The following is a 25,509-nucleotide window of genomic DNA, read 5'->3' as shown; positions in this document are numbered from 1 at the left end:
TGTTCACACCCCGTCAGAATCCGGTGACGAGCATGTCGTCGATGTCGTAGGTCAGATCGCCGCGAACGGCAACGGCTCCCGCGACCCTGGACGCGGCCGAGATCGCATGCTCGACCTGGCTGCGGTAGACCAGGTTCCCTTGCAGCGTGACGACACCGTCCTTGACCGCGATCGCCATCTCCGCGTCGCGCCGCAACGGCCGTCGGCGGTCGGTCTCGATGGCAGCGTGCACGTCGGCCGCGATCTCGGCGTCCGTACGCCGGTAGACCGCGAGCAAGTCGCGCCGGGTCAGCAGTCCGACCAAGTGCTGAGTCTCATCGACCACACACAAGGCAGCTGGCGACGGGCCGGCCAGCCAACGTACCGCGGTACTGATCGGCGTCATCAAGCCGACAGTTGCCGCGGGCGACGTCATCAGCTCGCGGGCCGTGCCGGACCGTGCCTTGCGTCGACGCCGGCGCGCTGCGGTACCACCCAGGAGCGGCGGCGGATCCAGACCGCCGTGGTACTCGAGATTCGCCAGCAGGTCGACCTCGGTGACCAAGCCGATCGGACAGTGGTCTTCCGTCACGACAGGGACCGCCGGCGCATCGGAGACCAGGAGCGCGCAGGCGACCTGTTTGAACGACGTATTCGGACCCACGGTGATGGGCGAGCGGGTCATGTAGGTGGCGACGACAGGCTCGAGCATCACACCCACCTCAGTTTCGGACTTGCTAAGATTAGCAAGTCCGCAACTTCGGGGTGAAGAGGATCTTCGTGAACCGGCCGCTGTACCAGGTGAAGGCAGAGTTCTTCAAAACACTGGGACACCCTGCCCGGATCCGGGTCCTCGAGCTGCTCAGCGAGCGCGACCACACCGTGGCGGAGATGGTTCCGGAAGTCGGTATCGAGCCCGCGAACCTCTCCCAGCACCTCGCCGTACTGCGGCGTTCGGGCCTGGTGACGTCCCGCAAGGACGGTGCCACAGTGATCTACTCGCCGACCTCCCCGTACGTCGCGGAGCTACTGAGCGTTGCGCGCCGGATACTGGCCGGGGTACTCAGCGACCAGGTCGGCCTCCTCGACGACCTCCGCGGACCCGTCGGCCGACGCGGAGTCAGAACAGGTAGAAGCCGGTGACGATCGTGGGGAGGGCGCCGAGGACGAGCCAGGGGGTGAAGGGTGAGCGCTGGTGGATCAGGCGCATGCCGGCGACGGTGACCAGGCCGATGACGCCGGACATCAGCCAGAGGCCGATGCCGCGGCCCTGGTCGGTCTTGGCGATGCCGAGGCTGTAGACGGCGAGAGAGACGGCAGGGACGCTGCCGACGTGGAACAGGATGACCGAGGCGACCCATTTCTGGACGGTCTCGATGTTCATCGGCTTCGGTTGACGGCGGCGGATCATAGGTCGTTCCCAGCGTAGGAGAGGTTGAAGCTCTTGTTGGTCAGGGGGAAGTCGGGGACGATCGTGTCCGCCAGCGCGACCGGCAGAGCGGGCCAGTTGAAGAACGACGGATCGACGATCTTCAGCCGGGACACGGTCCCGTCCGGTGCGAACTCGACCCGGTGCGCGATCGTGCCGCGCCACCCTTCGACCAGACCGACACCGGACGTGCGACCGCGGGCGAGCCAGGTCGGCTTGGTGGTCTCGGCCCCGAGTGCGGCGCGCCCGGACAGGAGTTCGGTGATGAGGGCAACGGAGTTGTGAATCTCGGCGGCTCGGGTGAGGAGACGCGACAAGACGTCTCCCCCGGTGTGCGCCGGGGCGGCGACGCCCGCGGTCAGCGGCGTGAACGGGTGGTCGCGCCGCGCGTCGTGATCGATACCGCTCGCGCGGGCGACGTACCCGAGGGTGCCGATGTCACGCGCCTGCTCCGCCGACAAGACGGCGGTACCCGCCATCCGGTCCATGACGACACTGTTGTCGAGTGCGATGTCGACGAGCTGCTGGATGTCGGTTGCGATGCCGGCGAGTACGCCGGGTTCGGGGAGCGCTCGTACGTACGTCGAGCCGGGTGCGATCGCGCCGCGGAGCAGGCGGTGCCCGGTGACGTGTTTGTTGATCCTGAGCAGCTGTTCGCGGATCCGCTGGGCGTGGGCGTTCGCGATGCCGTATCCGACGTCGTTGCAGAGCGCGCCGATGTCGGTGACGTGGTTGTAGAGCCGTTCGAGTTCGAGCAGCACGGCGCGTAGGACCTGTGCCTGCTCAGGCACCTGCCAGTCCCGTGCTTCCTCGACAGCGAGGCAGAAAGCGAGCGCGTGCCCGGCCGTCGTGTCCCCGGAGACACGTTCGGCCAGCGGGAGCACGTCGGCAAGGACCTTGCCCTCGGCAAGTTTCTCGATGCCCCTGTGGACGAACCACAGGCGGGCCTTCAGTTTGAGGATCGTCTCGCCGACGACCGAGAACCGGAAGTGCCCCGGCTCGATCAGGCCGGCGTGGATCGGCCCGACCGGGATCTCGTAGACGCCGGTCCCGTCGACGGTGAGGAACGGGTACGGTTCGTCGATGTCCCCGAAGGGCGGTGGCGGTCCGGCGTCGTGCCGCATCGGGTGCCAGCCTTCGGGCCAATGCTGGTGCAGGACGAGCCTGCGCGGCAGCGGGTGGTTGGTGGCTTCGATACCGAAGAGGTCGCCGATCTCGCGCTCGAACCGTCCCGCGGGGAACGAGAGGGTCGCCAGGCTGGGGATCGCCCGGTCGGTGCGCAGGATGAGCTCGACGCGCCGATCCGGACTCCCCGCCACGAACAGGTACACGACCCGGAAGCCTTCACCGTCGTCGTGGGCGGCTACCAGCGCGAGCCGGTAGCCCTCGGCGAACAAGGCCAAGGCTCGCTCGCTCAGGCCGTGAGCAGTCACACCGATCTGCCGACGGCTCGCGTAGGTCCTCGGATCAGGGCTCATCGGGTCCCCACGATCTGACCGGCAGCGTGCAGCAGTTGACCGAGCGGCCAGTCCACGATCCCCAACACAGCAACCGCCACCAACGCCCCCACCAACGGCACCACAGTCGAAGCCCGCAGTCCCGCCACCGTCGCGACAGTGCCCACAACACCCGACGAGCCCGCTGCCGGTGCGCTGACTCCCGGATCACGAGACGGTGGGTCACCCAGCAGGATGCCGGCTGCCTTTCCGGAGATCGCGACGAAGACGACAAGCAGCAGGAGGAGCACCACGGCTGCGACCCACCAGGCCCCGGCACCGACCATTGCCCGGATCAGGCCGATCTCGCTCACGAACAGGCTGAACGGCGGGAGTCCGAGCAGTGCGACCAGACCGGCTCCGAAAAGTCCCGCGAGGACCGGCGTACGGGCGAACAACCCGCGGACGGCGTCGATCCGCGTGGTGCCCTCGCGGGCGAGGATCTCGCCGGCGCTGCAGAACAGCACGGCCTTGCCCAGACCGTGACCGACGATGTGGAGCAAGGTGGCCGCGATCGCGAGCGGTGTGCCGATGGCGAGGCCGACGACGGCGAGCGCCATGTGCTCGATGCTCGAGTACGCGAGCAGCCGCTTGTAGTCCCGCTGCGCCAGCAGCAACCCGGCCGCCAGCAGCAGCGAGGCGAGTCCGACCGCGAGGAGCAGACCGCGGACGAAACCGGGGTCGATGCCGGCGACGGCGATCACCCGATAGCGGGCGAGGGCGTAGACAGCGACGGGCAGGAGTACGCCGGACATCAGCGCGGACACCGGTGCGGGTGCCTGGCTGTGGGCGTCGGGCAGCCAGCTGTGTAGTGGTACGAGGCCGGCCTTGGTGCCGAACCCGACGACGAGCAGCGCGAACGCGAGCCGCATCACGCCCGGATCCAGCTCGCTTGCGTGCGCGACGAGCTGGGTCCAGTCGAGCGATCCCTCGACGCCGGCGTGCTCGGCCGCGTAATTGACCAGTACGGTGCCCAGATACGCCAGCGCGATCCCGACAGAGCAGATGATGACGTACTTCCAGCTCGCCTCGACCGACCGTCTGCTCCGGCGATGGCCGACGAGGAACGCAGTGACGATCGTGGTGCCTTCAACGGCTGCCCAGAGCAGGCCGAGGTTGTTCGCGAGTACTGCGACCACCATCGCGGCGAGGAACAGCGGCACAAGTACGCCGTACCGCCGGGCGCCTTCCACGTCCGTGTGACCGGTCGCGAGTTCGTCGTCCAGATAGCCGATGCCGGCCCAGGTCGCGACGACACCGACGGCGCCGATCACGATCAGCATCACACCGGACAGCGCATCGATCCGCAACCAGTTGCCAGCAGCAACCTCGCCGCCGTCTGCGGTCCAGGTGGCGCTCCACGCGCCGGCGATGAGCACAATCGCGGCAGCCGCGACAGTGGCGATGGCCACCGGACGCCGCCAGCCCATGAGGTACGCCGCAGCGGCGGCGGCGATCGGTGCGACGATCGGCGCCAAGGTCAGCAGCAGGGCAGGAGTACCGGTCATCAGTCGTGCAACTCCCGCAACTCGTCGATGTCGGTGCCGCCGAACGTCGTACGCAGCCGAGCCGTCAGCACCTGCAGCACCAGCACGACCAGCAACACGTCCAGCGACACCGCCAACTCGACAATCCCCGGGACACCACCCGTGATCAGGAACGCAGTAGCCGCGATCCCGTTGTCCAGCAGGAGGAACCCGACGATCTGCGACAGCGCCCGCCGCCGCGTCACCAGCACGAAGAACCCCAGCAGCACCATCGCCAACCCGACCGGCACGGCCTGCGTCTCGGCCGACGGCGACAGCCGTACCAGCGGGCGACTCGCCGCGTACGCGAGCAGGATCAGAAACGCCGCCGCGACGATCGACGCAGTCACGTTGACCAGCGGCTCGGTCTCACGAGCCTCGTTGCCGTCCCGCAGCACGCGCCGAAGAATGCGCGGTACGAGAACCGCCTTCAACGCTACGACACCGATCGCGACGACCACCAACTCGACGCTGTCCAGACGCCCGGCGAGCACCAACGCGAGCGCCCCTAGCAGGACCCCTTGGACGACGAGCAGACGCACGATCGCCGACAGCTCACGCCGCCACAGCACCATCACCGACGACAGCAGCAGCCCGCCGCAGATCAGATACAGCAACTGGGTCATCACGATCACGCCAGGAAGAAGGACGACGACACGGCCAGTACGCCGAACAGGAACGACCCGGCCAGCAGCTCCGGCACCCGGAACAAACGCAACTTCGCCATGAACACCTCACCCGCGGCCAGCACCGCTCCCAATACGGCGACCTTCGCGACGAAGGCCACGACGCCGAGCAGCAACGCCGGTGCCGACGCCGTCGTGGCGACACCCCACGGCAGGAACAGATTCGCCCACAACCCCAGCAGGACGGTGAGCCGCAGCGCGGAGGCGAACTCGACCAGCGCGAGGTCGCGCCCGGCGTACTCGAGCACCATCGCCTCATGAATCATCGTCAGCTCGAGATGCGTCGACGGATTGTCCACCGGCAACCGACCAGCCTCCGCGACCACGACGACCGCGAGCGCCACAGCAGCGAGCAGCGTCGCCGGCGAAAGCACGGCGCCCGGCGACTGCTGCCCGCGCTCGACAATCGCGGACAGGTTCGTCGACCCGACGCGGGCTGACAACGCGAACCCGGCCAGCAGGATCGTCGGCTCGGCGAGCGCGGCCACCGTCATCTCGCGGCTCGCGCCCATCCCACCGAACGCCGTACCTGTGTCCAACCCAGCCAACGCCAGCGCCACGGTCCCCAGCAGCAACAACGCCACCACCGCGAACAGATCCGCCACACCGTCCAACGGCGACACCGTGGCGACGAACGGCGAGACGGCCGCGATCACCAGCGTCGAAGCGACCAGTACCGCGGGCGCCGCGACGAACACCCAACTCGAACCGGCCGGGCTCATCGGCTCCTTGCGGAACAGCTTCCGCAGATCCCGCCACGGCTGCCCAGCACCCGCTCCGGCACGACCCTCCAGCCGCGCCCGAACCTGCCGCATCACACCGACCAGGTACGGCGCGACCACGATCAGCAGCACGACCTGGACGACAACCCCGAGAGTACTCATGCGGTCAGCCCCACAACGACAAGCACAACGATCAATCCGCCCAGCCCGAGCGCGAGGTACCGGTGCACACTGCCGTTCTGCAACCGGCTCAGGACCGCACCCAGCTTGTTGCCCGCCGCAAGAACCGGCGGATAGAGAGCAGCCTCTACCCGATCGTCGACTCGCTGCCGGTACCGCACGCTCTCGATCAGGTACTGCGATTCCGCGTGATGCGTCACGTCGACGTCGTGCTCCGGTCGCAGTACGTCGTCGAACACCCGCGTCAACGGCTCCGCGAACGACGTGGCCGTGTACTCCATCCGCGGATCCAGCCTCGTACCGCCGCAACCCCACACCAACGACTCACGCCGCGGCAACCCTCGTCGCACCAACACCACCACCAGCAGCCCGGCCACGAACAGACCGGCGAGAATGAGGACCGGCGAGATCGACCCCGCGATCCCGGTCAACCGCAACGTCACACCGCCCTCGAGCGGCGAACCATCGCGCACAGTCGGCAGCGCCTCGAGCACCCTGGTCAGCGCAGGCCCCAGCGACGCCGGAGAGATCGCCAAACCGGCGCACACCGCGGCCGCAACCAGCATGGCGAACCGCATCGTCCTCGGCGATTCCTTCGCCCCGGCAGCCTCTTCACTGCGGGGCCGCGCCAGGAAGCCCGTCCCGAAAGCCTTCACGAACGTCGCCACTCCAAGCCCGGCCGTCAGCGCAACGACTCCGACCGCCAACGGCATCGCGACCGCCACCACAGCATCCGCCCCCGGCAGACCGTGAATCAGCCCTTGTAGCAGGAGCCACTCGGACACAAACCCGTTACCCGGCGGCAGCGCCGCGGCGGCGAGCGCACCCACTCCGAACAGCGCGGTAGTCGCCGGCATCCGCGACACCAACCCGCCCAGGCGGTCCAGATCTCGCAGACCGGTCGCACGAAGGACAGACCCTGCGCCGAGGAACAGCAAGGTCTTGAATCCGGCGTGGTTGAGGGCGTGCAGCAGGCCGGCCGCGATCAGCAGGCTGCCGAGGGTCCTGTTGCCGTCAGCGGCGAACATGCCTCCCGCGCCGACACCGAGCAGGATCAGGCCCATGTTCTCGGTCGTCGAATACCCGAGCAAGCGCTTCAGATCGACCGCGACACTGGCCTGCAGTACGCCGAACAGCGCCGACACACCACCCGCGACCAGGACGAGCAGCCACCACCAGCGAGGACCGCCGCCCAGAAGGTCGAGCCCGACACGCAGCACTCCGTACAGACCGAGCTTCACCATCGCCGCCGACATCAACGCCGACACCGGACTCGGCGCCTCCGGATGCGCCCGCGGCAGCCATACGTGCAGCGGGACCATGCCCGCCTTGGAGCCGAATCCGACGAACACCAGGACGAAGATGACGGATCGTGTCGTGGTCGACAGGTCTGCGTCGCGCAGCGCCGTGAACGACTCGCCACCGGCCTTCGACGCGAACAGCACCAGCCCGAGCAGGATCGCGACCAGGCCCGCGTGCGTCATCGCGGCGTACCAGACACCTGCGTCACGAACCGACGGCCGGAGCCTGTGCTCAGCCAGCACCAGCATCAGCGACACCAGGGCCATCACTTCCCACAACACCAGGAAGGTCGTCACGTTCCCGGCGGCCGGCACCAGGATCATCGCCGCCACGAACAACGGCAGCAGACTCTGCCCTGTGCGCGAACCGTGGCCGTCGGAGTAGCCGATGTTGTACAGCCCGGCGATGACCGCGACACCGCCGATCAGCGCACAGAACAAGCCGGACAACGCATCTACCGTGACGGTTACCTCGCTCAACGGCAGCAGTTGCGGGATGGTCTTCGAGAACGCCTCGCCGCCCAGCGCCGACACACCGGCCAGCACACCGAAGACTCCGACCCCGGCCGTCGACACTCCGGCGACCAGCGCACGCCCTCGCGACCCCGTGGCGACCGCACCCAACGCACCAAGCCCGGCGATCACCAGGACGCCGACCAGCGCCCAACCAATACTCATCGGCCGGTCAGACCCCGCAACGCCTCGATGATCTCCGGCGGCTCCGGCGGACAACCCCGCACGACGACGTCGACGGGGATCACATCACCGACCGCGCCCTCGACGCCATATCCACCCTTGAACACACCACAGTCCCGCGCACAGTCCCCCACCGCGACTACCCGCTTCGGCGCCGGCGTCGCGTCGTACGCCTTCCGCAGCGGCTCGGCCATGTTCCGCGTCACCGGACCGGTCACCAGCAACACGTCCGCGTGCCGCGGCGAGGCGACCAGGCGGGCGCCGTACCGCTCACCGTCGTACACCGGTCCGAACGCCGACCCGATCTCGATCTCACACCCGTTGCATGACCCGGCATCCACATGCCGCACCTGCACCGAGCCCCGCAGTACGACGTCCCCGTCGCCCGCCCGCTCCGGCGCCGGCTCCGCGACCCTCCCGGTCGAGCGGATCTTCTTGAGGAGCTGCCTCATCGCACGGCCCGACGGACGCGCGCCCGGCCCGACGTCTTCGCATCGGCCTTCAACCCGTCCAGGAGCTCGGTCTGTTCGGTCAGCACCGTCGTCAAGATCGTGCGCGCGACCGCGAGGAGCTCCGCGACGTGCTCGCTCGTCAGCGAGTAGTAGACCTGGGAGCCTTCCTTGCGCGTCGCTACCAAGCCCGACCGGCGCAGCACTGCCAGCTGCTGCGAGAGATTCGAGGCCTCGAGCCTCATCTCGCTCAGCAACTCTCCCACGGACATCTCGCGCTGGCTCAGCAACTCCAACGCCCTGATCCGGGCCGGGTGCCCCAGCGTCTTGAAGAACTCTGCCTTCAGCTGGTGCAGCGGTGTCGTCATCCGCCTGCCTTCCGTCACTTCACGCCTTGCTGAAAGCATGCGATCATGAATTGAAGAATTCTGCAACTCGTGTACGGTGTGCTGAGTCCGCCCGCCGGAGTTGAGGACAGGAGACCATGAACACCTTCGCCGACGAACTGCTCCGCCGGATCACCGGCGCCCGCGAAGCCCTCCGCACCGCCCAGGACGACGGCGACCTCGACGCCGAACGCGTGTACGCCGGCGAACTCGAGAGCCTCCTCCGCCTCGCCCACGAACACGACCTGATCCTGAACGCCGACCGCCACAACGACAACGGCCCGCAAGACGAGGTCGACCGCCCACATCACCGTGCCTGAGCCACCCGTGCTGTACGAAGTCATCACGCCCGGCGAGGACGGCCCCACCACAACTGTGACCGACGCCGCCGGCGTCACAGCCCTGGTCCGCCGAGCAGCCGAGACCGGCGCCCGAGTACACATCCGCCCGCTCGGAGCGACGAGTGAAGCTAACTGACCTCCTCCGGCTCGGCCGAGTTCAGGGCCTGCGCGGCGTCACTGGACGCGGTCCCAGCCGCGGCGGGGGCGGTGGGTGCCTAGTTGGGGGTCGCGGGTGCGGTAGACGATGTAGGGGCGGGTGAGGTACCCGAGGGGTGCGCTGAAGACGTGGACCAGGCGGGTGAAGGGCCAGAGGGCGAACAGGGCGAAGGCCACGAGTGCGTGCAGTTGGAAGCCGATCGGCGCGTCGGCCATCAACTCCGGCCGGGGCTGGACGGCGAGGAACGAGCGGTACCAGACCGACACGCCTTCGCGGTAGTCGTAGTGGCCGCCCACGGACAGGATGGAGCCGGCGATGGTGTTCCACATGCCGAGGACGATCGCTGCGGCGAGGAAGGCGTACATCACCTTGTCCATCCGGGTGGTCGCCGAGAACACCGGTCCGACGGTCCGGCGGCGGTAGATGAGGATCGCCAGGCCGGCCAGTACCAGGAGGCCGGCGATCATTCCACCGACCACCGCGACGAGGTGGTAGATCTCCTTGGTGACGCCGATGGCCGCGGTCCACGATTCCGGGACCAGCAGGCCGATGACGTGGCCGCCGACCACGCCGAGCAGGCCGAAGTGGAACAGCGGGCTGCCGATCCGCAGCAGCCGGTCCTCGTACAGCTGTGACGACCGCGTGGTCCAGCCGAACTTGTCGTACCGGTACCGCCAGAAGTGGCCGACGACGAAGACGGTCAGGCAGATGTACGGCACCACAACCCACAAGAAGATGTCCATGGTCAGCGGGCTCCCGGGAACGTCGGCATCGGCAGTGCGATGGGTGAAGAACTGGCCGGCTGCGCGGGGCCTGTGTCGAACGCGGCGCCGTACGGCGTGAGTCCGACCTCCTCGTCCGGTGGACCTTCGGCGATCAACCGCTGAACTGCTTCCATCTCGTCACCGCGCAGGGGCGGGAGGGTGGCGGTGACCGCCTCGACGGCTCCGGCCCACCGTGAACCGCTGTCGGTCAGCCCGCGCCGGAGCAGCTCCAGTCCGGCTCGATGCTCGAGAAGCAGCCGTCTGCCCGCATCACGGTCGATGGTGGCCGCGTATTCGAGGACGACGCACAGGTGATCGGGCAGTTCGGTCTCGTCGAGCTCGAAGCCCGAAGCGAGGTACGTCTGCTTGAACCGCAGCAATGCGCCGCCGCGCTTGCGGGTGTCACCGTACGCGAAGTAGGTGAGGAACAGGTTGTGCCGGCGGCGACTGTCGAATGTCTCGACGTACTCGGCCTCGAGTTCGGCCAGCGGAGTGCCGGCGAGATTTCCGGCGGTTGCCCGCAGCAACTCCCCCAGTCGGCGCGGGAGTTCATGAGAGGCACGGACGATCAGGTCGAGCCGGTCGATCAACTGCTGGTCGGGGTAGCCGAGCAGAAGTGACGCCGACTGCCAGGCCACCGTGAGCTGCGTGGCGTCGAGACCGTGACGGGATCGATCGGACTTGCGCAGGAGTGGGCTCATCGCTGATCCGGCCCCTCCGGCTTCGGCGGGAACAGCCCGCTGGGAGCGCCCTTGCCGTCCCAGTTCAGCAGGTTCACGCGCGCGCTCTTGTCGTCGGGAGCGGCGAGTGTGTCCGAGGTCTGACGGTCCTGCAGCATCTGGAAGTTCTCGACCGCGATCGGCGTCGGTACGCCGGAACCCTCGCCGAACGGACCCGAACCGCCCATCCCCGGACCGCCTTCGTAGTCGAGCGAACAGGCGAGCTCCTCCAACGCATGAGCCTGCTCGGCGTGCGCAGGTGGGATGACGTACCGCTCGTCGTACTTGGCGAGAGCCAGCAACCGGTACATGTCGTACAGGTCCTCCTCGCCCATGCCGACAGCGGCGGGGATGGCGCCGTCCGGATCCCGGCCCATGTTGATGTCCCGCATGTACGAACGCATCGCGGCGAGCTTGCGCAGTACCCGGTCGACGGGAGCGACGTCGCCCGCGGTGAAGAGTTCGGCGAGGTACTCGATCGGGATCCGCAGCGCGTCGATCGCCGCGAACAGGTTCTCCTGGCGCTCTGCGTCCTCGCCGGTCTCGCGCACCACGTCGACGACCGGTGACAGCGGCGGGATGTACCAGACCATCGGCATCGTGCGGTACTCCGGATGCAGCGGCAGCGCGACCTGGTACTTGTTGATCAGCGCATGCACGGGCGATCGTTGCGCGGCGTCGATCCAGTCCCGGGGGATGCCGTCCCGTTCGGCCGCGCGGATGACGTCAGGGTCGTTCGGATCGAGCAGGATCGACCGCTGCGCCTCGTACAGATCGTGGTCATCGGGTACCGACGCCGCTTCGAGAACGCGGTCGGCGTCGTACAGCACCAGACCGAGGTAGCGGAGCCGGCCGACGCAGGTCTCGGAACAGACAGTGGGCAGACCCACCTCGATCCGCGGGAAACAGAAGGTGCATTTCTCCGCCTTGCCGGTGCGGTGGTTGAAGTACACCTTCTTGTACGGGCATCCCGAGATGCACATCCGCCAGCCCCGGCACCGGTCCTGGTCGACCAGCACGATGCCGTCCTCGGAGCGCTTGTAGATCGCGCCGCTCGGGCAGGACGCCGCGCACGACGGGTTGAGGCAGTGTTCACAGATCCGCGGCAGGTAGAACATGAAGGTCTGCTCGAACTCGAACTTGACCTTGTCACCGACCTTCTTCAGGACCGGGTCCCGCTCAGCCGTAGCAGCCGACCCGCCCAGGTTGTCGTCCCAGTTCGACGACCAGGAGATCTTCATGTCCTTGCCCGAGATCAGCGACTTCGGCCGCGCGACCGGCGTGTGCTCCTGCGCCGGCGCATCGGTCAGGTTGGCGTAGTCGTAGGTCCAGGGCTCGTAGTAGTCGTTGATCGACGGCATCTTCGGGTTCGAGAAGATCGTGAGCAGCTTCCTCAGCCGGCCACCGGCCTTCAGCGTGAGCCGACCGCGCTTGTTGAGGGTCCAGCCGCCCTTCCAGGTCTCCTGGTCCTCGTAGGTTCGTGGATAGCCCTGGCCCGGCCGGGTCTCGACGTTGTTGAACCACACGTACTCGGTGCCGGTCCGATTGGTCCACGCCTGTTTGCAGGTGACCGAGCAGGTGTGGCACCCGATGCACTTGTCGAGGTTCATCACCATCGCCATCTGCGCCATGACCTTCATCAGTAGGTCACCTCCTGGGACCGCTTACGGATCACGGTGACCTCGTCTCTCTGGTTCCCGGTCGGCCCGAGGTAGTTGAAGGCGAAGGACAGTTGTGCGTACCCGCCGATGACGTGGCTGGGTTTGATCAGGATCCGGGTCAGCGAGTTGTGGATGCCTCCGCGCTTGCCGGAAGCCTCTGCCAGCGGTACGTCGATCAACCGGTCCTGCGCGTGATGCATGTAGACCGTGCCCTCGGGCATCCGGTGCGAGACGATCGCCCGCGCGACGACCACACCGTTGCGGTTCACGGCCTCGATCCAGTCGTTGTCCGCGACACCGATCTTCGCGGCATCCCGGTCGCTCATCCAGATCGTCTGCCCGCCGCGGCTGAGCGACAGCATGAACAGGTTGTCCTGGTACTCCGAGTGGATCGACCACTTGTTGTGCGGCGTCAGGTACCGGACCGTCACTCCCCCGACCGCCTCCTGCAGATCACCCACCGACGGCTCCGCGAACAACGCGGCCATGTTCAGCGGCGGCCGGTACACCGGAAGGCCTTCGCCGAGCTCGGCCATCCAGTCATGGTCGAGGAAGAAGTGCTGCCGGCCGGTGAGCGTGTGCCACGGCTTGAGCCGCTCGACATTGATCGTGAACGGCGAGTACCGGCGACCACCGGTCTCCGAGCCGGACCACTCCGGCGACGTGATGACCGGTACCGGTGCCGCTTGCGTGTCGGCGAACGTGATCTGCTTGCCCTCGTGCTCGGCCGCCAGATCATGCAGCAGCGTACCGGTGCGCTTCTCCAGCGTCTTGAATCCCTGCGTTGCGAGGTGTCCGTTGGTAGTGCCGGACAGCGCCAGGATCGCCTCACAGGCGTGAACGTCCCGCTTGAGCGATGGCCGCCCGTCCGCCGGACCGCCGCGGATCGCACCGTTCTTGTGGCGGAGGTAGTCGATCGAGGCGCTGACGTCGTACGTGACGCCCTTGGTCGTCGCACCGAGCTTGTCGAGCACCGGGCCGAGTGCCTGCATCCGTGCGCCCACCGCGGCGTAGTCGCGCTCCACCTCGACGAGTTTCGGCATCGTTGCCCCTGGCACCGGTTCGCACTCGCCGGCCTTCCAGTCCCGGACAACGCCGTGCGGGTTGGCCATCGCGTCCGGCGTGTCGTGCAGCAGCGGTACGGCGACCACGTCGCGGCGCGTCCCGAGACGGGTCGCGGCGAGCTCGCTGAACTTCTCGGCGATCGTCTGCCACGCATCCCAGTCGGTGCGCGTCTGCCAGGGTGGTGCGATCGCCGGGTTGAAGGAGTGCACGAACGGGTGCATGTCAGTGGTGTTGAGGTCGTGCTTCTCGTACCACGTTGCCGCCGGCAACACCACGTCGGAGAACAACGTCGTACTGGTCTGCCGGAAATCCAGCGTCAGCAGTAGATCGAGCTTTCCCTCCGGCGCCTGCTCGTGCCACTCCACATCGCGCGGACGCTGGCTCTCACCGGCCTCCGTGGCTCGTAGCGAATTGTCGGTGCCCAGCAGGTGCTTCATGAAGTATTCGTTGCCCTTGCCCGACGATCCGAGCAGGTTCGCCCGCCAGACAGCGAGCACCCGCGGGAAGTTCTCCGGCGAGTCCGGGTCCTCGGCCGCGAACCGCAGCTCGCCCGACCGCAACTGGTCGACCACGTGCTCCCCGACCGGCCGGCCCGTGGCGGCAGCCTCGTCGGCGAGGTCGAGCGGGTTGCGGTTGAAGGTCGGGTACGACGGCATCCAGCCCATCCGCGCGCTCTTGGCAATCACGTCGGCGGTGCTGAGCCCGGCGAGCAGCCCGCTACCGGTCGCGGCCGAAACCGTGTCGGCGGAGAACGTGTCGTACCGGAACTGGTCGGTGTGCAGGTACCAATAGGCGGTGTGGATCATCTGGCGCGGCGGCCGGGCCCAGTCGAGCCCGAACGCCAACTGCGCCCAGCCCGTGATCGGCCGGCACTTCTCCTGGCCGACGTAGTGCGCCCAGCCGCCACCGTTGACGCCCTGGCAGCCGGTCAGCGTGGTCAACGCGAGGAAACCGCGGTAGATCGTGTCGGAGTGGAACCAGTGATTGGTTCCCGCGCCCATCAGGATCATCGAACGGCCCCGCGACTCCTCGGCGTTGGCCGCGAACTCACGGGCGATTCTCGCAGCGGCCGCCGCCGGTACGCCGGTGATCGGCTCCTGCCAGGCCGGCGTGTACGGCGCGGTCGCGTCGTCGTACGACGTGGCGTAGTCACCCTCGAGCCCATCGCGCGCGACGCCGTACTGCGCCAGCATCAGGTCGAAGACCGTGGCGACGAGGTGCTCGCCGATCCGGCGGACCGGCACTCCTCGCGACACCGTCCCCGGCGCGCCGTCGACGGTGTCGAACCGCGGCAGCTCCACCGCCACGGACGCACCGCCTGGTTCATGCAGCGTCAGCCGCGGATCCACCTCGCCCAGGTCGAGGTTCCAGCGGCCGGCGCCCGCGTCACCGAACCGGTGGCCGAGCGAACCGTTCGGGACCACCGGCTGATCGGTGACCGAGTCCAGGAGCACGGTCTTGAAGTGCGCGTTCTCCTCGTCCTGGCCCAGGTCCGCCGCGGTCAAGAACTTCCCCGCCCGATACGCTCCTCCGTCCGTCGGCTCGAGCGCCACCAGGTACGGCAGGTCCGTGTACTTCTTCGTGTAGTCCCGGAAGTACGGCGTTTCGCGATCGACGAAGAACTCCTTCAGGATCACGTGCCCCATCGCCATCGCCAGCGCGCCGTCCGTCCCCGGCCTGATGGCCAGCCACTCGTCGGCGAACTTCACGTTGTCCGCGTAGTCGGGCGACACCACCACGACCTTCTGCCCGCGGTACCGCGCCTCGGTCATCCAGTGCGCATCCGGCGTCCGGGTCACCGGGACGTTCGAGCCCCACATCACCAGATAGCCCGCGTCCCACCAGTCCCCCGACTCCGGTACGTCGGTCTGATCGCCGAACATCTGCGGCGACGCCACCGGCAAGTCGGCGTACCAGTCGTAGAAGGACAGCATCGAGCCACCGATCAGCGACGTGAACCGGGCACCCGACGCATGCGACACCATCGACATCGCGGGGATCGGCGAGAACCCCGCGACCCGGTCCGGTCCCCACTTCTGGATCGTGTGCACGTACGCCGCCGCGACCAGCTCGGTGGCCTCCTCCCAGGTCGCGCGGACCAGCCCGCCCTTGCCGCGTGCGGACTTGTAGGCCTTCGCCCGCTGCGGGTTGTCGACGACATGCGCCCACGCCTTCACCGGGTCCCCGCCGTGCTGGCTCTTGGCCTCGCGGTACATCTGCAGCAACACACCACGCACGTAGGGATAGCGGACCCGCGTCGGCGAGTACGTGTACCAGGAGAAGGCGGCGCCCCGCGGGCATCCGCGGGGCTCGTACTCCGGCTTGTCGGGTCCGACCGACGGGTAGTCGGTCTGCTGGGTCTCCCAGGTGATGATGCCGTCCTTGACGTACACCTTCCACGAACACGATCCGGTGCAGTTGACACCGTGGGTCGAGCGGACCACCTTGTCGTGGCTCCAACGATCGCGGTAGAAGTCGTCGGCCTGGCGTCCGCCCTTCTTGGTCAGGGTTCTGAGGTCGTCCGACACGGTGCCTCTGGTGAAGAAGCGCCGGGTGCGGACCAGAGCTTCGGTGAGTTCGTTGTCCAGGCTCATGCAGGCTCCTCGCTCGTCTGGCGTTGGTCCTGGAGGGTTGGCCGAGCGGTCTTCCTCACGATGGTCAGGGTCAGCAGCAGGGTCAACGCCGCGGTCGCCGAGAGCAGCCAGAGGCCGATCGCGTAGGAATCGGTGCGGCCGTACACGTACCCCATGACCAGCGGAGGTACGAACCCGCCGAGGCCTCCGGCGGCGCCGACCAGGCCGGTGACTCCACCGACCCGGGCCGGGTCCGTGACCTTGGCGATCAGGGCGAACGTGGCGCCGCTGCCCGAGCCGAGCGCGGCGGCCATGCCCAGGAACGCGATCGTGCCGATGTGCTCGAGCAGCGGATGAGTCGCGGCCACACCGGCGCCGGCCACCACCACGGCGTACCCCGCGGCCAGGACCGGAATCGGCCCGAACTTGTCCGACAGCCACCCGCCGATCGGGCGCATGATCACGGCGACGACGACGAAGCCGGCCATCCGGTTCGCCGCATCCGCCGGGGTCAGGCCGTAGTCGGTCTTGAGGTACGCCGGCAGGTACACCGAGAACGCGACGTACCCGCCGAAGGCCACCGCGTACAAGACGCAGGCCTGCCAGGTGATCGGGAGCCTCGCGTTGGCCGCCAGCCTCTTCACCAGGGAGGTGGTCGGCGCGGTGCGTCCCGGAGCATCGCGCAGGACCGACCAAGCGACGACCGCGTAGACCGCCAGCGCCGCCGCCGTGATCAGGAAGGGAGTCCGCGCTCCCAGTCCGTCGTACAACTTCACGGTGGTCAGCGCGCTGATCGCCGTACCACCCATGCCGGCGCCGAAGACACCCACGGCCAGGCCGCGGCGCTCGGGCGGGAACCACGCGTTCACGAACGGTACGCCGACCGCGAAGGTGGTCCCCGCGATACCGAGGAAGAAGCCACCCACCAGCAGCAAGGCGTACGAGTCGAGCGCGACGAACGCGATGAACAGGATCGGCACGATCGTCACCGCCGACACGATCGGGAACATCACCCGGCCGCCGACCTTGTCGGTCAGCGCCCCGACCACGATGCGCCCCAGCGAACCGACGATCACCGGGACCGCGACCAGCAACGCGACGTCCGACTCGCTCAGCGTCCCGAGGGTCCCGTTCTGCCGGAACAGCGGCCCGAGCGGGCTGATCAGCGCCCAGGCCCAGAAGTTGACGGCGAAGCCAATTGTCGCGACGGCGAGCATCAGCCCCGGTGAGGCTGCCCTGGTCCTTTCTGCTGCCGGCTTTGACGACGTCATCCGCGCCCGCTCTCCGAAATCATCATGGTCATCACCATTACTGACGTTCGGTACTCTGCCTATGGGACCAAAGTCCCGCATCAGTCCGCAACAGCCCCAGTCTTCACCCCTAGGCAGACCGAGCCGATCACAGCATCCTGCGGATCTCCGCCAAGGTGAGGTCTTCGATCTCCGGCGCGAACAGACCAGGGAGCAGATAGCACCGCGCCGACTCGACGGGCTCGTAACCACCGGCCCTGATCTGCGCCGCCGTCGGCAAGTAGCCGATGATGCCGTTCGCGTACGCGACGGGCAGATATCTGCTGGCCGCCGCGGCACGTACGGCGAGTCCGTACTCGACGCAGACCTCCGCGTTGATCGCGAGCAGCGACAGGCCGTCGAGCAGGTCGAGCCGCTGCAGCGCAAGGCTCGCCGTGGGTGCGAGCCGCTCGGGGTGGGCCAGGTACCAGCGGCCCCACTCGCCCTCGGCGCCCGGCTGCTTGCCGGCTACCCGCAACTCGTCCTCGGTCGGTACGGATCGGAACGGCAACTCGACCGTCGACCACGAGGCACTGATCGCCGTGGGCGAGAGTTCCCCTCCCTCGTCGGCCATGGTCTTCCGAATCGTGTCAGCGAGCCGTGCGCCCTCCCGCCGGGCCGCGGCCACCCCCTCGTAGGCGAACGACCCCGGATTCTGGTCACCGCAGCATCCCTGCAGGTACGAGATCACGCCGCCGGTCTCGGCTTCCAGCGACAGACAGGCAAGTCCGGCGAAATCGGGCGTCACCGTGTTCGCGGCGTTGATCACCGGATGGCAGGTGTAGTGCACCCACGCGGCGAGAAGCGAACCGTCGGCCCGGCGAAACGTCACGGTCGTCAACTCGTCGTCGCGAGGCCCGTCCTCGACGTCGGCGCGGCGATAGCTGCCGAGGTCATGCGCACGACTGGCCCGTCGAACCGTGACCGGCTCGAGCGCGGTCACAGCCGCGGCGGACGCCGCGAGGACCCGATCGGTCAAGAACTCGAGATAGCGCGGGTCCGCGCGGCCCAGGATCGGCGCGTGCCACAGTGCGGTCTGCGGCGCGGAGTGCGTGTGCGTCGCGGTGAACGTGATGCAGTCGGCCGGCACCGAGAGGGTTTCGGCGACCAGCGGCCGGAGCCGGTCGACGAGCTCCGGGCCCCAGCTGAGCAGATCGGCGGCGACCACCGCCGCGCCCGTGCCGCCGGACGCGAGGACCGTGACGCGCAGGAACAGCGGATCCGCGACCTCGGTGGCCAGGGTCCCCTGCCGAGACCCGAATCCGGCGAGCGGGATCGGCCATGCCGGAGTGATGTCGATCGCCGCCGCGCCCACCTGCATCATGCGGTACTCCTTCTGAGGCCTGCCGGTGACTACGGAGTGAGAACCGACCGTGTACTGGCTCGACAGGTTACTGGGCCGCTGACTGCCTCCCTCGGGTGGTGAGGAACGATGGCCACCGGGCACGGCATGGCCGCAATGGACGCCCGGACCACGGGGTCGGACGTCGGACCTGCCCCGAGGTGCGCACCGACCACAACGAGGCCAACCTCGTTGCTCTCCCGCACGAGCGCCTCCGGCACCGGCCGGCTGCTGACGAACCTCGTGACGCGGACCGCGGGAAACTCGCTCCTCCACTGCGCCAATGCCTCCGAGATCAGCTGATCGGCACGTGTCATCCAGCGGTGTTCCTCTTCTGCGCGCCTGGTCACGTCTCGGGACGGAGCCGCGTGGACGACGATCAGATCGCCGTCGCGCGAGGCCGCCGTACTGAGCGCGAACTCGACGGCTTCGTTCGACAGCGCGGTCCCGTCGATGCCCACGGCCACCCGGCGATCCGTGAAACCCGGACGCCAGGACAGCGGTACGACGACCAGCGGGCACCCGACCCGTCCGGCCAGGGACAAGTTCGCCTCGGCCACAGCGAGGCGGCGCGGTCCCTGGACGCGCTTCCTGCCGACCACCAGCATCCGGGCGTGCCACGCACCCTCCCCGAGTGCGCGCCGACGCGAGCCTTCCCGAGACGCCGTATCGATCCGCAGCCCGTCGCCGTACTTCTGCCGCGCGTGGCGGGCGGCAGCCCGGAGCCTGTCGTCCGCCGATGACTCCGTTCGGGCTTCCGCACTACTCGCACCCGGACTGTACGGTGCGACCAGCAACAACTCGGCGTGCGCACGCAGAGCCTCGAGGTACGCATAGTCGACAACGCGCAGGCTCTCGGCCGTGCCGTCGACCTCCGCGACGACCGGTCCGCTCCGCTCCCAGGTAGTCACGCCTCTGCCCTCCACGCCGCTCGGTCACCTCAAGCGTCCCGCGGTTCGGATCGCGGAGAAGAGTCGTCGTACCTCTGGCGGCGGGACCTCTCTCCCTACCTGCTCGGCCCGAACAGGGAGACGGTGGCACCAAAGAGCGAGGCGGCACGAACGAGGTGAGAACGATGCTGATCCGGGACCTGATGACCACACCGGTGACCACGGTGACCCCCGTGACCCTGATCTCAGCGGCGCTTCAACTGATGGACGACGCGAAGATCACCGCACTGCCGGTCGTCGATCGGCGCGACGCGCTGGTCGGGATCGTCAGCGAGGCAGACCTCGTGGAGGACGAGAACCTGATCGGCGACCGCGTCCCGGCGACCGTGCTCAAGATCCCCGGTCCGACCCCACCGCGCCGCGTGGCCGACGTCATGACGCACCTGGTCGTGAGCGTCGGGCCGCACGAGGATCTCGAGGCGGCGATCGACCTGATGCGACAGACGATGGTGAAGAGCCTGCCGGTCGTCGAGCACAACCGGGTCGTTGGAATCATCAGCCGCAGCGACGTGATCCACCTCCTCGCCGGCCGCGACCGCCGCGTCCAGACCGAGGTGGCCGACCTTCTCCACGCCGAGTCGCCGGACTGGGAGGTTCAGGTGCAGGACGGCATCGTCACCATCACCGGCCCTGCCGATCCCCACGAACGCCACCTCGCGGAAGTCCTCACCGGCACGGTCCGCGGCGTGATCGGCGTACAGATCAACCGCTTGAGCAGTCGCGTGATGGACGGTCAGCCGTCCACGGGGACCTGAGTTGGCTCCCCCGAGACGGCTCGCGACGACACCAGAGCCGAGTCCCAGGAGGGTTCGATGACTACGCAACCGACGACGATCCCGATCCAGTACACGGCGCGGGGTACTGTGCCGCGCGCTGACGCCGACTACGCGCTCCGGCGGATCGAGCACGTGCTCGCGAAGGCGTCCGGCCGGGTCCTGCACGTCCGTGTCACGCTCACGCACGAACCGAATCCGGCGCTCGAGCACCCCGCCCGAGCCCAGGTGTCCATCGACGTGAACGGTACGCCGATCCGCGCCCGAGTCGATGCCACCGAGCTCCGGGAGGCGGCTGACCTTGTCGTGGACCGCCTGCAGCGCCAGCTCGTCCAGCTCCGTGAACGAACCCGCACGCGGCACCGCTGGCTCGCCGTCGCCACCGAGCACGAATGGCGGCACGGCGATGCACCCGAACCATCGCGACCGGTCTCCGGCGACCGCCCGGTGATCCGGCGCAAGACCTTCACACTCGAACCGATGACGCCCGACGAGGCGGCGTACGAGATGGATCTCCTCGACCACAACTTCTATCTCTTCACCGGGCCCGACGGCGCGGACGCGCTGACCTACCGCACGGACACCGGCGGATATGGCGTACTCGGCCCGGCTGGTGTCGCGGTCCTGACTCTCGCTGAGGCCAGACAACGTCTCCGCAACGGCCGCGAACCTTTCGTGTTCTACCGCGACCCAGCCCGGCTGCGCGGCCATGTCCTCTACGTCCGCCACGACGGCCGCCTCGGCCTGATCACCTCGTCCTGAACCCGCGATGAGCAAGGTCGACGAGTACGAGCGAGCGCTCGGCGGCCTGGACGACGCCGAGCCGTATTTGCTGGCGCACTCCGGGCTACCGGGCCCACGCGGCAACATCGAACTCGGCGCGCAGGTCAGTGCTTGTTCGGCAGTTCGTGGTCGGTCGCCCGGACGAGGTCGTAGCCGGTGATCAGGCCCGCGAGCCTTGGGCCGTCGAACACGACGGCGATGTCCTCGGCGTTGGGGAGAAGTTGCCGGAGCTCCGCGAGCGGCGTCCGCGGACCGACGACCGGGATGCGCTGCAGCGGGACCAGGACGGCACCGAGTGTGGTCGTGGATCGGTTGTCGGGCGGTACGGCCGCAAGTTGGCCGACGCTGACCAAGCCGGCGACGCCGCCGTCGGGACCGACGACCGGGAAGACAAGCTCCTGAGAACCCAGCACCTGGCCGATGAACTGGTCGACCGGCGTCGACGTGCTCCCGGTGGCCTCTGCCGTGCGCATCAGGTGACCGGCGGTCATCCGGCGAGCACGGGCCTGGGCGCCCTCGCCGATCGCGGCGAGGACGATCACGTAGCCGACCGCGATCAGCCAGAAGCCTCCGGGATCGCCGGTGACCAACTGCAGGACACCGGCAGCACCGGCGACTCCGCCGACCACGCGCCCGGCGACGGACGCCACGGCGGTCGCGCGGTCGGCATCGCCGTACCAGTGCCACAGCAGCGCGCGCAGCACCCGGCCGCCGTCCAGAGGCAGACCCGGAAGCAGGTTGAACAGCCCGAGTACGACGTTCATCACTGCCAGCCACAGAACCGAGGACAGAAGCAGGTCGGGAGCATCGGCGGAGCGCAGGCCGATACCGGCGGCACCGCCCAGCACTCCGAGAACAAAGCTCATGGCCGGGCCGGCACCTGCGATCAGGAAGGCCGCTCGCGGTGTCTTCGGTTCACTGCCGAACACGCTGACGCCGCCGAGCATCCACAGCGTGATGCGCTGGACAGGCAGCCGAAACCTGCGTGCCGTCAGCGCGTGCGCGAGCTCATGCGCGAGCAGCGAGGCGACGAACGCGATCGCGGTCAGCACGCCCGTCAGCCAGTACGCCGCGGCGCCGTGACCGGGCACGAGCTCGGGCAGCGCAGACGTCGCGAGCACGTCGCTGATGATCAGCACCATCAACAGCACCGACCAGTGCGCGCCAACCGGAATGCCGGCTATCCGGCCGAACCGGACCGTCTCGTTCACAGCGGTGCTGCCGTCATCGTCATCCTCCGGTGAGGATGGAGCGCAGGGTCTGGGGCAGTTGCTCCAGGGCGTGGGCCACGTGGCCGGGCGAACTCAGCTTGTCGATCGCATGCGTCACGGTCGTCGCGACGTGCGGCACCTCCGCGAGTGAGACCACCGCTTCGTGGGCGAACCGCTGTTGGTACTCCTCGGCGCCGAGCTTCTGCGGGACCCGGCTGGGGTCCCAGCCTTCGTAGTACACGCCCCGCAGCAACTCCGGCAGCTGAGCGGCGAACTGGGCCGACGCCTCCACGCCGAGCCGGTCGCGGAGCGTGTGCAGCCACGCCCGCAGCACCCGGTAGGCGAACTGCTTGTCGGCGGTGCCGAACTCCATCGCGACGCCGGCGACCCACAACCGGGCCGTCCGCTCCGCGTGATCGATTGCTTCCACTCTGATGGCATTCATCACAGCCTCCCCATACCAGCCAGCGTGCATTCACAGGCGCGGCCGGGCCAGGCGCAGGTGTCCTTTGTAGGCGTGCCGATCTGTTCGGTCCGACGGGACCTTCGGCCCTGTGCGAGGCTCGGCAGGCAGCGCACAGTCGTGCCATGAGCGCCGGGTCCGCAGCGACGGCTGCCGAGCACCGGCCGGCCCGTGGGACCGTGGCCGGCTGGCTGCTCGCGTTCAGCGGCTACGACCCGGCGGACGAGCGCCGGCGCGAGGCCCTGTGCACGACCGGCAACGGCTACTGCGCCACTCGCGGAGCGTGGGCAGGCTCGGTGGCCGGCGATCACCACTACCCCGGGACCTATCTGGCCGGCTACTACAACCGTTTGACCGACACCGTCGCTGAGACGAGCGTCGAGAACGAGAGCCTGGTCAACATCCCCGACTGGCTGCCGCTGACTTTCGCCGTCGACACCGGCGACTGGTGGACACCGGACAACACCGAGGTCCTCGATTACGAGCTCGAGCTCGACGCGCGACGCGGTGTCGTGACCCGCCGGTTCCATCTCCGGGACGCGGCCGGCCGGGAGATACGCGGGGCCGAACGCCGCTTCGTGAGCATGGCAGACCCCCATCTCGCCGGTCAGACCCTCGCCGTGACGGCCGTGAACTGGTCGGGCCGGCTCCGCATCGGATCCGCGATCCACGGCAACGTCGTCAACGCCGGCGTCGAACGGTACCGCAAGCTGGCCAGTCGTCATCTGACCGGCATCACCCCACTGGTTGCTGACAGCAACCTCATCGTGACGGCGACCACGAGTCAGTCGCACCACCGCATCTCCGTCGGCACGCGAACCGTTGCCACTCACCACGAGATGGACTGGAACGCCCGCACCGACGACACCTCGGCGTACGGCGAACTCACCGGCGACGTGACCGCAGGCGACGTGATCACCGTCGAGAAGGTCGCCGCGATCCACGGCGGCCGTGACGACGCGATCTCCGAACCCCAACTCGCGACCCAAACCGCTCTCGACAGCGCGCCGTGCTTCGCGGAACTCCTGGAAGCCCATGTGCTGGCCTGGTCCCAGTTGTGGCGCCGCTTCGCCATCGATCTGGAGGAGTCGTACGACGGGACACTGCCCGCGCTCCGGCTGAACCTCTTCCATCTGTTGCAGTCCGTCTCGCCCCACAGCGCTGACCCGGATGCCGGCGTACCTGCGCGCGGGCTGCACGGCGAGGCATACCGCGGCCACGTCTTCTGGGACGAACTCTTCGTCTTCCCGGTGCTGACGCTCCGGCTGCCGGAACTCTCCCGCGCGTTGCTGCGCTACCGGTGCCGCAGACTCCCCGCCGCCCGGCTGGCAGCTCGGCAGCTCGGTCTCCAGGGCGCGATGTTCCCGTGGCAGTCGGGCAGCGACGGACGCGAGGAGAGCCAGCGGCTCCACCTCAACCCGCTCTCCGGGCACTGGACCAAGGACGGGACGGATCGGCAACGGCACGTCGGCCTCGCCGTCGCCTACACCATGTGGCAGTACGTGGACACCACCGGCGACACCGACTTCCTGTCAGATCACGCCGCCGAGGTCATCGTGGAGGTCGCCCGCTTCTTCGCGTCCCTCGCCGAGTACGACGCCGGTCGCGACCGCTACGTGATCCGGGGTGTGGTCGGTCCCGACGAGTTCCATACGTCGTACCCGGGGCGCTCGGAACCCGGCATCGACAACAACGCCTACACGAACATCATGGCCGTCTGGCTCTTCGATGTCGCCGCCCGCGCCCTGGACCAGCTTCCGGCCTGGCGACGGACCGAGCTGATCGAGTCGCTCGGTCTCCGTCAGGAGGAACGCAACCACTGGGACGAGCTCACCCGCCGCATGTACGTACCCTTCCACGACGGCGTGATCAGCCAGTTCGAGGGCTACGAGCAGCTGAGCGAGCTCGACTGGCCGCGGTATCGGGACACGTACGGCGACATCCGGCGGCTGGATCGCATCCTCGAAGCCGAGGGCCGCGACGTGACGTCGTACCAGGTCTCCAAACAGGCCGACGTACTGATGCTCCTGTACCTGCTCCCCCGCCGCGACCTCTCCGTCCTGATGCACCGGCTCGGCTACCCGTTGACCGCCGACGTCGTCCGGAAGACCGTCGAGTACTACCTCGCACGCACCTGCCACGGCTCGTCGCTGAGCGCGATCGTCCATGCCTGGGGGCTGGCGGCGCTCGATCCCGACCGCGCGCTCGCGTTTCTCGAGCAAGCGTTGCACAGCGATGCCGGCGACGCGCTCCGCACCGGCACCACCGCGGAAGGCATCCACCTCGGCGCGATGGCCGGCAGCGCCGACCTGATCCAGCGATGCTTCACCGGGCTCACCACCACCAACGACCTCCTGCGGTTCGGCCCGCGCTGGCCCGCCAAGCTGGGCGCACTCGAGATGGCGCTGCGGTACCGCGGCCACCGCCTGATCGCCGAGATCTCGAGCACGGCGGTCACCGTCACGGTCGATCCCGGGCCGGGCACCGCCATCGCCGTCCGCTGCTACCGAAACACCCGGCTGCTGAAGCCGGGCGACAGCCACACCTGGACAGCCCCGAGCTGAGGAG

General features: G+C 68.4%; 24 protein-coding genes. 6 read left to right on the top strand and 18 right to left on the bottom strand.

Annotated elements, in window-relative coordinates; all coding sequences use genetic code 11:
- Positions 1-13: 13 nt before the first annotated feature.
- Positions 14-691: a CBS domain-containing protein gene (locus tag E0H50_RS35725; protein ID WP_131295434.1), complete on the bottom strand. Its 678-nt coding sequence runs from the start codon at positions 689-691 to the stop codon at positions 14-16.
- 68 nt (positions 692-759) lie between these two features.
- Here E0H50_RS35725 and E0H50_RS35720 point away from each other — a divergent pair, with 68 nt between their 5' ends.
- Positions 760-1,122, top strand: a complete 363-nt coding sequence (locus tag E0H50_RS35720; RefSeq protein WP_131295433.1) for an ArsR/SmtB family transcription factor — start codon at positions 760-762, stop codon at positions 1,120-1,122.
- On the opposite strand, the gene E0H50_RS43250 is transcribed toward E0H50_RS35720, so the two are convergent.
- The 8 genes from E0H50_RS43250 to E0H50_RS35680 are packed head-to-tail and all read right to left on the bottom strand — an operon-like array spanning position 1,100 to position 8,832.
- Positions 1,100-1,390: a hypothetical protein gene (locus E0H50_RS43250; RefSeq protein ID WP_165547416.1), complete on the bottom strand. Its 291-nt coding sequence runs from the start codon at positions 1,388-1,390 to the stop codon at positions 1,100-1,102. The genes E0H50_RS35720 and E0H50_RS43250 overlap by 23 nt on opposite strands.
- The gene (locus tag E0H50_RS35710) at positions 1,387-2,886 is read right to left on the bottom strand and encodes a hydrogenase large subunit (RefSeq protein ID WP_131295432.1); all 1,500 of its coding nucleotides are present in this window, start codon (positions 2,884-2,886) and stop codon (positions 1,387-1,389) included. The genes E0H50_RS43250 and E0H50_RS35710 overlap by 4 nt, the downstream gene beginning before the upstream one ends.
- Entirely contained in the window at positions 2,883-4,412 is a 1,530-nt protein-coding gene (locus tag E0H50_RS35705) for a proton-conducting transporter transmembrane domain-containing protein (RefSeq protein WP_131295431.1), read from the bottom strand. The genes E0H50_RS35710 and E0H50_RS35705 overlap by 4 nt, the downstream gene beginning before the upstream one ends.
- Positions 4,412-5,056 (bottom strand): hypothetical protein, encoded by a 645-nt coding sequence (locus E0H50_RS35700; protein ID WP_131295430.1) that lies wholly within the window; start codon positions 5,054-5,056, stop codon positions 4,412-4,414. The genes E0H50_RS35705 and E0H50_RS35700 overlap by 1 nt, the downstream gene beginning before the upstream one ends.
- Before the next feature lie 5 nt (positions 5,057-5,061).
- Positions 5,062-6,000, bottom strand: coding sequence for a respiratory chain complex I subunit 1 family protein (locus tag E0H50_RS35695; protein WP_131295429.1), 939 nt, complete (start codon positions 5,998-6,000; stop codon positions 5,062-5,064).
- Entirely contained in the window at positions 5,997-7,997 is a 2,001-nt protein-coding gene (locus tag E0H50_RS35690) for a proton-conducting transporter transmembrane domain-containing protein (protein WP_131295428.1), read from the bottom strand. Before E0H50_RS35690 ends, E0H50_RS35695 begins: the two co-directional genes overlap by 4 nt.
- Positions 7,994-8,467 (bottom strand): NADH-quinone oxidoreductase subunit B family protein, encoded by a 474-nt coding sequence (locus E0H50_RS35685; protein ID WP_131295427.1) that lies wholly within the window; start codon positions 8,465-8,467, stop codon positions 7,994-7,996. Before E0H50_RS35685 ends, E0H50_RS35690 begins: the two co-directional genes overlap by 4 nt.
- The gene (locus E0H50_RS35680; RefSeq protein ID WP_131295426.1) at positions 8,464-8,832 is read right to left on the bottom strand and encodes an ArsR/SmtB family transcription factor; all 369 of its coding nucleotides are present in this window, start codon (positions 8,830-8,832) and stop codon (positions 8,464-8,466) included. Before E0H50_RS35680 ends, E0H50_RS35685 begins: the two co-directional genes overlap by 4 nt.
- Positions 8,833-8,948: 116 nt before the next feature.
- Here E0H50_RS35680 and E0H50_RS35675 point away from each other — a divergent pair, with 116 nt between their 5' ends.
- Together E0H50_RS35675 and E0H50_RS43245 are read left to right on the top strand one after the other, a co-directional pair.
- Positions 8,949-9,170 carry a hypothetical protein gene (locus E0H50_RS35675; RefSeq protein WP_131295425.1) on the top strand — a complete coding sequence of 74 codons (222 nt, stop codon included), beginning with the start codon at positions 8,949-8,951 and terminating at the stop codon, positions 9,168-9,170.
- A 7-nt stretch (positions 9,171-9,177) separates the two neighbouring features.
- Positions 9,178-9,327, top strand: a complete 150-nt coding sequence (locus E0H50_RS43245; RefSeq protein WP_165547415.1) for a hypothetical protein — start codon at positions 9,178-9,180, stop codon at positions 9,325-9,327.
- A 38-nt stretch (positions 9,328-9,365) separates the two neighbouring features.
- On the opposite strand, the gene narI is transcribed toward E0H50_RS43245, so the two are convergent.
- The 7 genes from narI to E0H50_RS35640 all read right to left on the bottom strand — a co-directional run bounded on the left by narI (position 9,366) and on the right by E0H50_RS35640 (position 19,672).
- Positions 9,366-10,091, bottom strand: coding sequence for a respiratory nitrate reductase subunit gamma (gene narI, locus E0H50_RS35670; RefSeq protein ID WP_131295424.1), 726 nt, complete (start codon positions 10,089-10,091; stop codon positions 9,366-9,368).
- A gap of 2 nt (positions 10,092-10,093) precedes the next feature.
- Positions 10,094-10,813 (bottom strand): nitrate reductase molybdenum cofactor assembly chaperone, encoded by a 720-nt coding sequence (gene narJ / locus E0H50_RS35665; protein ID WP_131295423.1) that lies wholly within the window; start codon positions 10,811-10,813, stop codon positions 10,094-10,096.
- Positions 10,810-12,471 carry a nitrate reductase subunit beta gene (gene narH, locus E0H50_RS35660; protein WP_131295422.1) on the bottom strand — a complete coding sequence of 554 codons (1,662 nt, stop codon included), beginning with the start codon at positions 12,469-12,471 and terminating at the stop codon, positions 10,810-10,812. Before narH ends, narJ begins: the two co-directional genes overlap by 4 nt.
- Positions 12,471-16,151 (bottom strand): nitrate reductase subunit alpha, encoded by a 3,681-nt coding sequence (locus tag E0H50_RS35655; RefSeq protein WP_131295421.1) that lies wholly within the window; start codon positions 16,149-16,151, stop codon positions 12,471-12,473. Before E0H50_RS35655 ends, narH begins: the two co-directional genes overlap by 1 nt.
- Positions 16,148-17,401 (bottom strand): MFS transporter, encoded by a 1,254-nt coding sequence (locus E0H50_RS35650; RefSeq protein ID WP_202868483.1) that lies wholly within the window; start codon positions 17,399-17,401, stop codon positions 16,148-16,150. The genes E0H50_RS35655 and E0H50_RS35650 overlap by 4 nt, the downstream gene beginning before the upstream one ends.
- 127 nt (positions 17,402-17,528) lie before the next feature.
- Positions 17,529-18,743, bottom strand: coding sequence for a hypothetical protein (locus E0H50_RS35645; protein ID WP_131295420.1), 1,215 nt, complete (start codon positions 18,741-18,743; stop codon positions 17,529-17,531).
- A gap of 29 nt (positions 18,744-18,772) precedes the next feature.
- Positions 18,773-19,672, bottom strand: coding sequence for a universal stress protein (locus tag E0H50_RS35640; RefSeq protein ID WP_165547414.1), 900 nt, complete (start codon positions 19,670-19,672; stop codon positions 18,773-18,775).
- A gap of 164 nt (positions 19,673-19,836) precedes the next feature.
- Between E0H50_RS35640 and E0H50_RS35635 the strand changes: the two genes are divergently transcribed.
- On the top strand, positions 19,837-20,466 hold the full coding sequence (locus E0H50_RS35635) for a CBS domain-containing protein (protein WP_131295418.1): 630 nt from the start codon (positions 19,837-19,839) through the stop codon (positions 20,464-20,466).
- A gap of 57 nt (positions 20,467-20,523) precedes the next feature.
- Complete coding sequence (locus E0H50_RS35630; RefSeq protein ID WP_131295417.1) at positions 20,524-21,246, top strand: ribosome hibernation promotion factor; 723 nt, start codon at positions 20,524-20,526, stop codon at positions 21,244-21,246.
- Positions 21,247-21,371: 125 nt separating this feature from the next.
- Here the strand turns inward: E0H50_RS35630 and E0H50_RS35625 are convergent, their stop codons facing one another.
- Both E0H50_RS35625 and E0H50_RS35620 read right to left on the bottom strand, forming a co-directional pair.
- Positions 21,372-22,478 carry a site-2 protease family protein gene (locus E0H50_RS35625; RefSeq protein WP_131295416.1) on the bottom strand — a complete coding sequence of 369 codons (1,107 nt, stop codon included), beginning with the start codon at positions 22,476-22,478 and terminating at the stop codon, positions 21,372-21,374.
- 19 nt (positions 22,479-22,497) lie between these two features.
- Entirely contained in the window at positions 22,498-22,923 is a 426-nt protein-coding gene (locus E0H50_RS35620) for a DUF2267 domain-containing protein (protein ID WP_131295415.1), read from the bottom strand.
- A 143-nt stretch (positions 22,924-23,066) separates the two neighbouring features.
- On the opposite strand from E0H50_RS35620, the gene E0H50_RS35615 reads away from it, so the two are divergent.
- Entirely contained in the window at positions 23,067-25,505 is a 2,439-nt protein-coding gene (locus E0H50_RS35615; RefSeq protein WP_131295414.1) for a glycoside hydrolase family 65 protein, read from the top strand.
- Positions 25,506-25,509 lie beyond the last annotated feature (4 nt).

The organism is Kribbella sindirgiensis, assembly GCF_004331435.1.
Lineage (GTDB): Bacteria > Actinomycetota > Actinomycetes > Propionibacteriales > Kribbellaceae > Kribbella > Kribbella sindirgiensis.
Note: the sequence above shows the minus strand (reverse complement) of the source record. Positions and strands in the feature narration are given on the sequence as shown.

Excerpts from the sequence above, each read along its gene's own strand:
- E0H50_RS35685 (WP_131295427.1), bottom strand. The coding sequence starts at position 8,467 with ATGAGGCAGCTCCTCAAGAAGATCCGCTCGACCGGGAGGGTCGCGGAG.
- E0H50_RS35615 (WP_131295414.1), top strand. The coding sequence starts at position 23,067 with ATGAGCGCCGGGTCCGCAGCGACGGCTGCCGAGCACCGGCCGGCCCGT.
- E0H50_RS35680 (WP_131295426.1), bottom strand. The coding sequence starts at position 8,832 with ATGACGACACCGCTGCACCAGCTGAAGGCAGAGTTCTTCAAGACGCTG.
- E0H50_RS35675 (WP_131295425.1), top strand. The coding sequence starts at position 8,949 with ATGAACACCTTCGCCGACGAACTGCTCCGCCGGATCACCGGCGCCCGC.
- E0H50_RS35635 (WP_131295418.1), top strand. The coding sequence starts at position 19,837 with ATGCTGATCCGGGACCTGATGACCACACCGGTGACCACGGTGACCCCC.
- E0H50_RS35725 (WP_131295434.1), bottom strand. The coding sequence starts at position 691 with ATGCTCGAGCCTGTCGTCGCCACCTACATGACCCGCTCGCCCATCACC.
- E0H50_RS35695 (WP_131295429.1), bottom strand. The coding sequence starts at position 6,000 with ATGAGTACTCTCGGGGTTGTCGTCCAGGTCGTGCTGCTGATCGTGGTC.
- E0H50_RS35650 (WP_202868483.1), bottom strand. The coding sequence starts at position 17,401 with ATGACGTCGTCAAAGCCGGCAGCAGAAAGGACCAGGGCAGCCTCACCG.
- E0H50_RS35710 (WP_131295432.1), bottom strand. The coding sequence starts at position 2,886 with ATGAGCCCTGATCCGAGGACCTACGCGAGCCGTCGGCAGATCGGTGTG.
- narH (WP_131295422.1), bottom strand. The coding sequence starts at position 12,471 with ATGAAGGTCATGGCGCAGATGGCGATGGTGATGAACCTCGACAAGTGC.
- E0H50_RS35645 (WP_131295420.1), bottom strand. The coding sequence starts at position 18,743 with ATGATGCAGGTGGGCGCGGCGGCGATCGACATCACTCCGGCATGGCCG.
- E0H50_RS43250 (WP_165547416.1), bottom strand. The coding sequence starts at position 1,390 with ATGATCCGCCGCCGTCAACCGAAGCCGATGAACATCGAGACCGTCCAG.
- E0H50_RS35630 (WP_131295417.1), top strand. The coding sequence starts at position 20,524 with ATGACTACGCAACCGACGACGATCCCGATCCAGTACACGGCGCGGGGT.
- E0H50_RS35655 (WP_131295421.1), bottom strand. The coding sequence starts at position 16,151 with ATGAGCCTGGACAACGAACTCACCGAAGCTCTGGTCCGCACCCGGCGC.
- narI (WP_131295424.1), bottom strand. The coding sequence starts at position 10,091 with ATGGACATCTTCTTGTGGGTTGTGGTGCCGTACATCTGCCTGACCGTC.
- E0H50_RS35690 (WP_131295428.1), bottom strand. The coding sequence starts at position 7,997 with ATGAGTATTGGTTGGGCGCTGGTCGGCGTCCTGGTGATCGCCGGGCTT.
- E0H50_RS35620 (WP_131295415.1), bottom strand. The coding sequence starts at position 22,923 with ATGAATGCCATCAGAGTGGAAGCAATCGATCACGCGGAGCGGACGGCC.
- E0H50_RS35700 (WP_131295430.1), bottom strand. The coding sequence starts at position 5,056 with ATGACCCAGTTGCTGTATCTGATCTGCGGCGGGCTGCTGCTGTCGTCG.
- narJ (WP_131295423.1), bottom strand. The coding sequence starts at position 10,813 with ATGAGCCCACTCCTGCGCAAGTCCGATCGATCCCGTCACGGTCTCGAC.
- E0H50_RS35705 (WP_131295431.1), bottom strand. The coding sequence starts at position 4,412 with ATGACCGGTACTCCTGCCCTGCTGCTGACCTTGGCGCCGATCGTCGCA.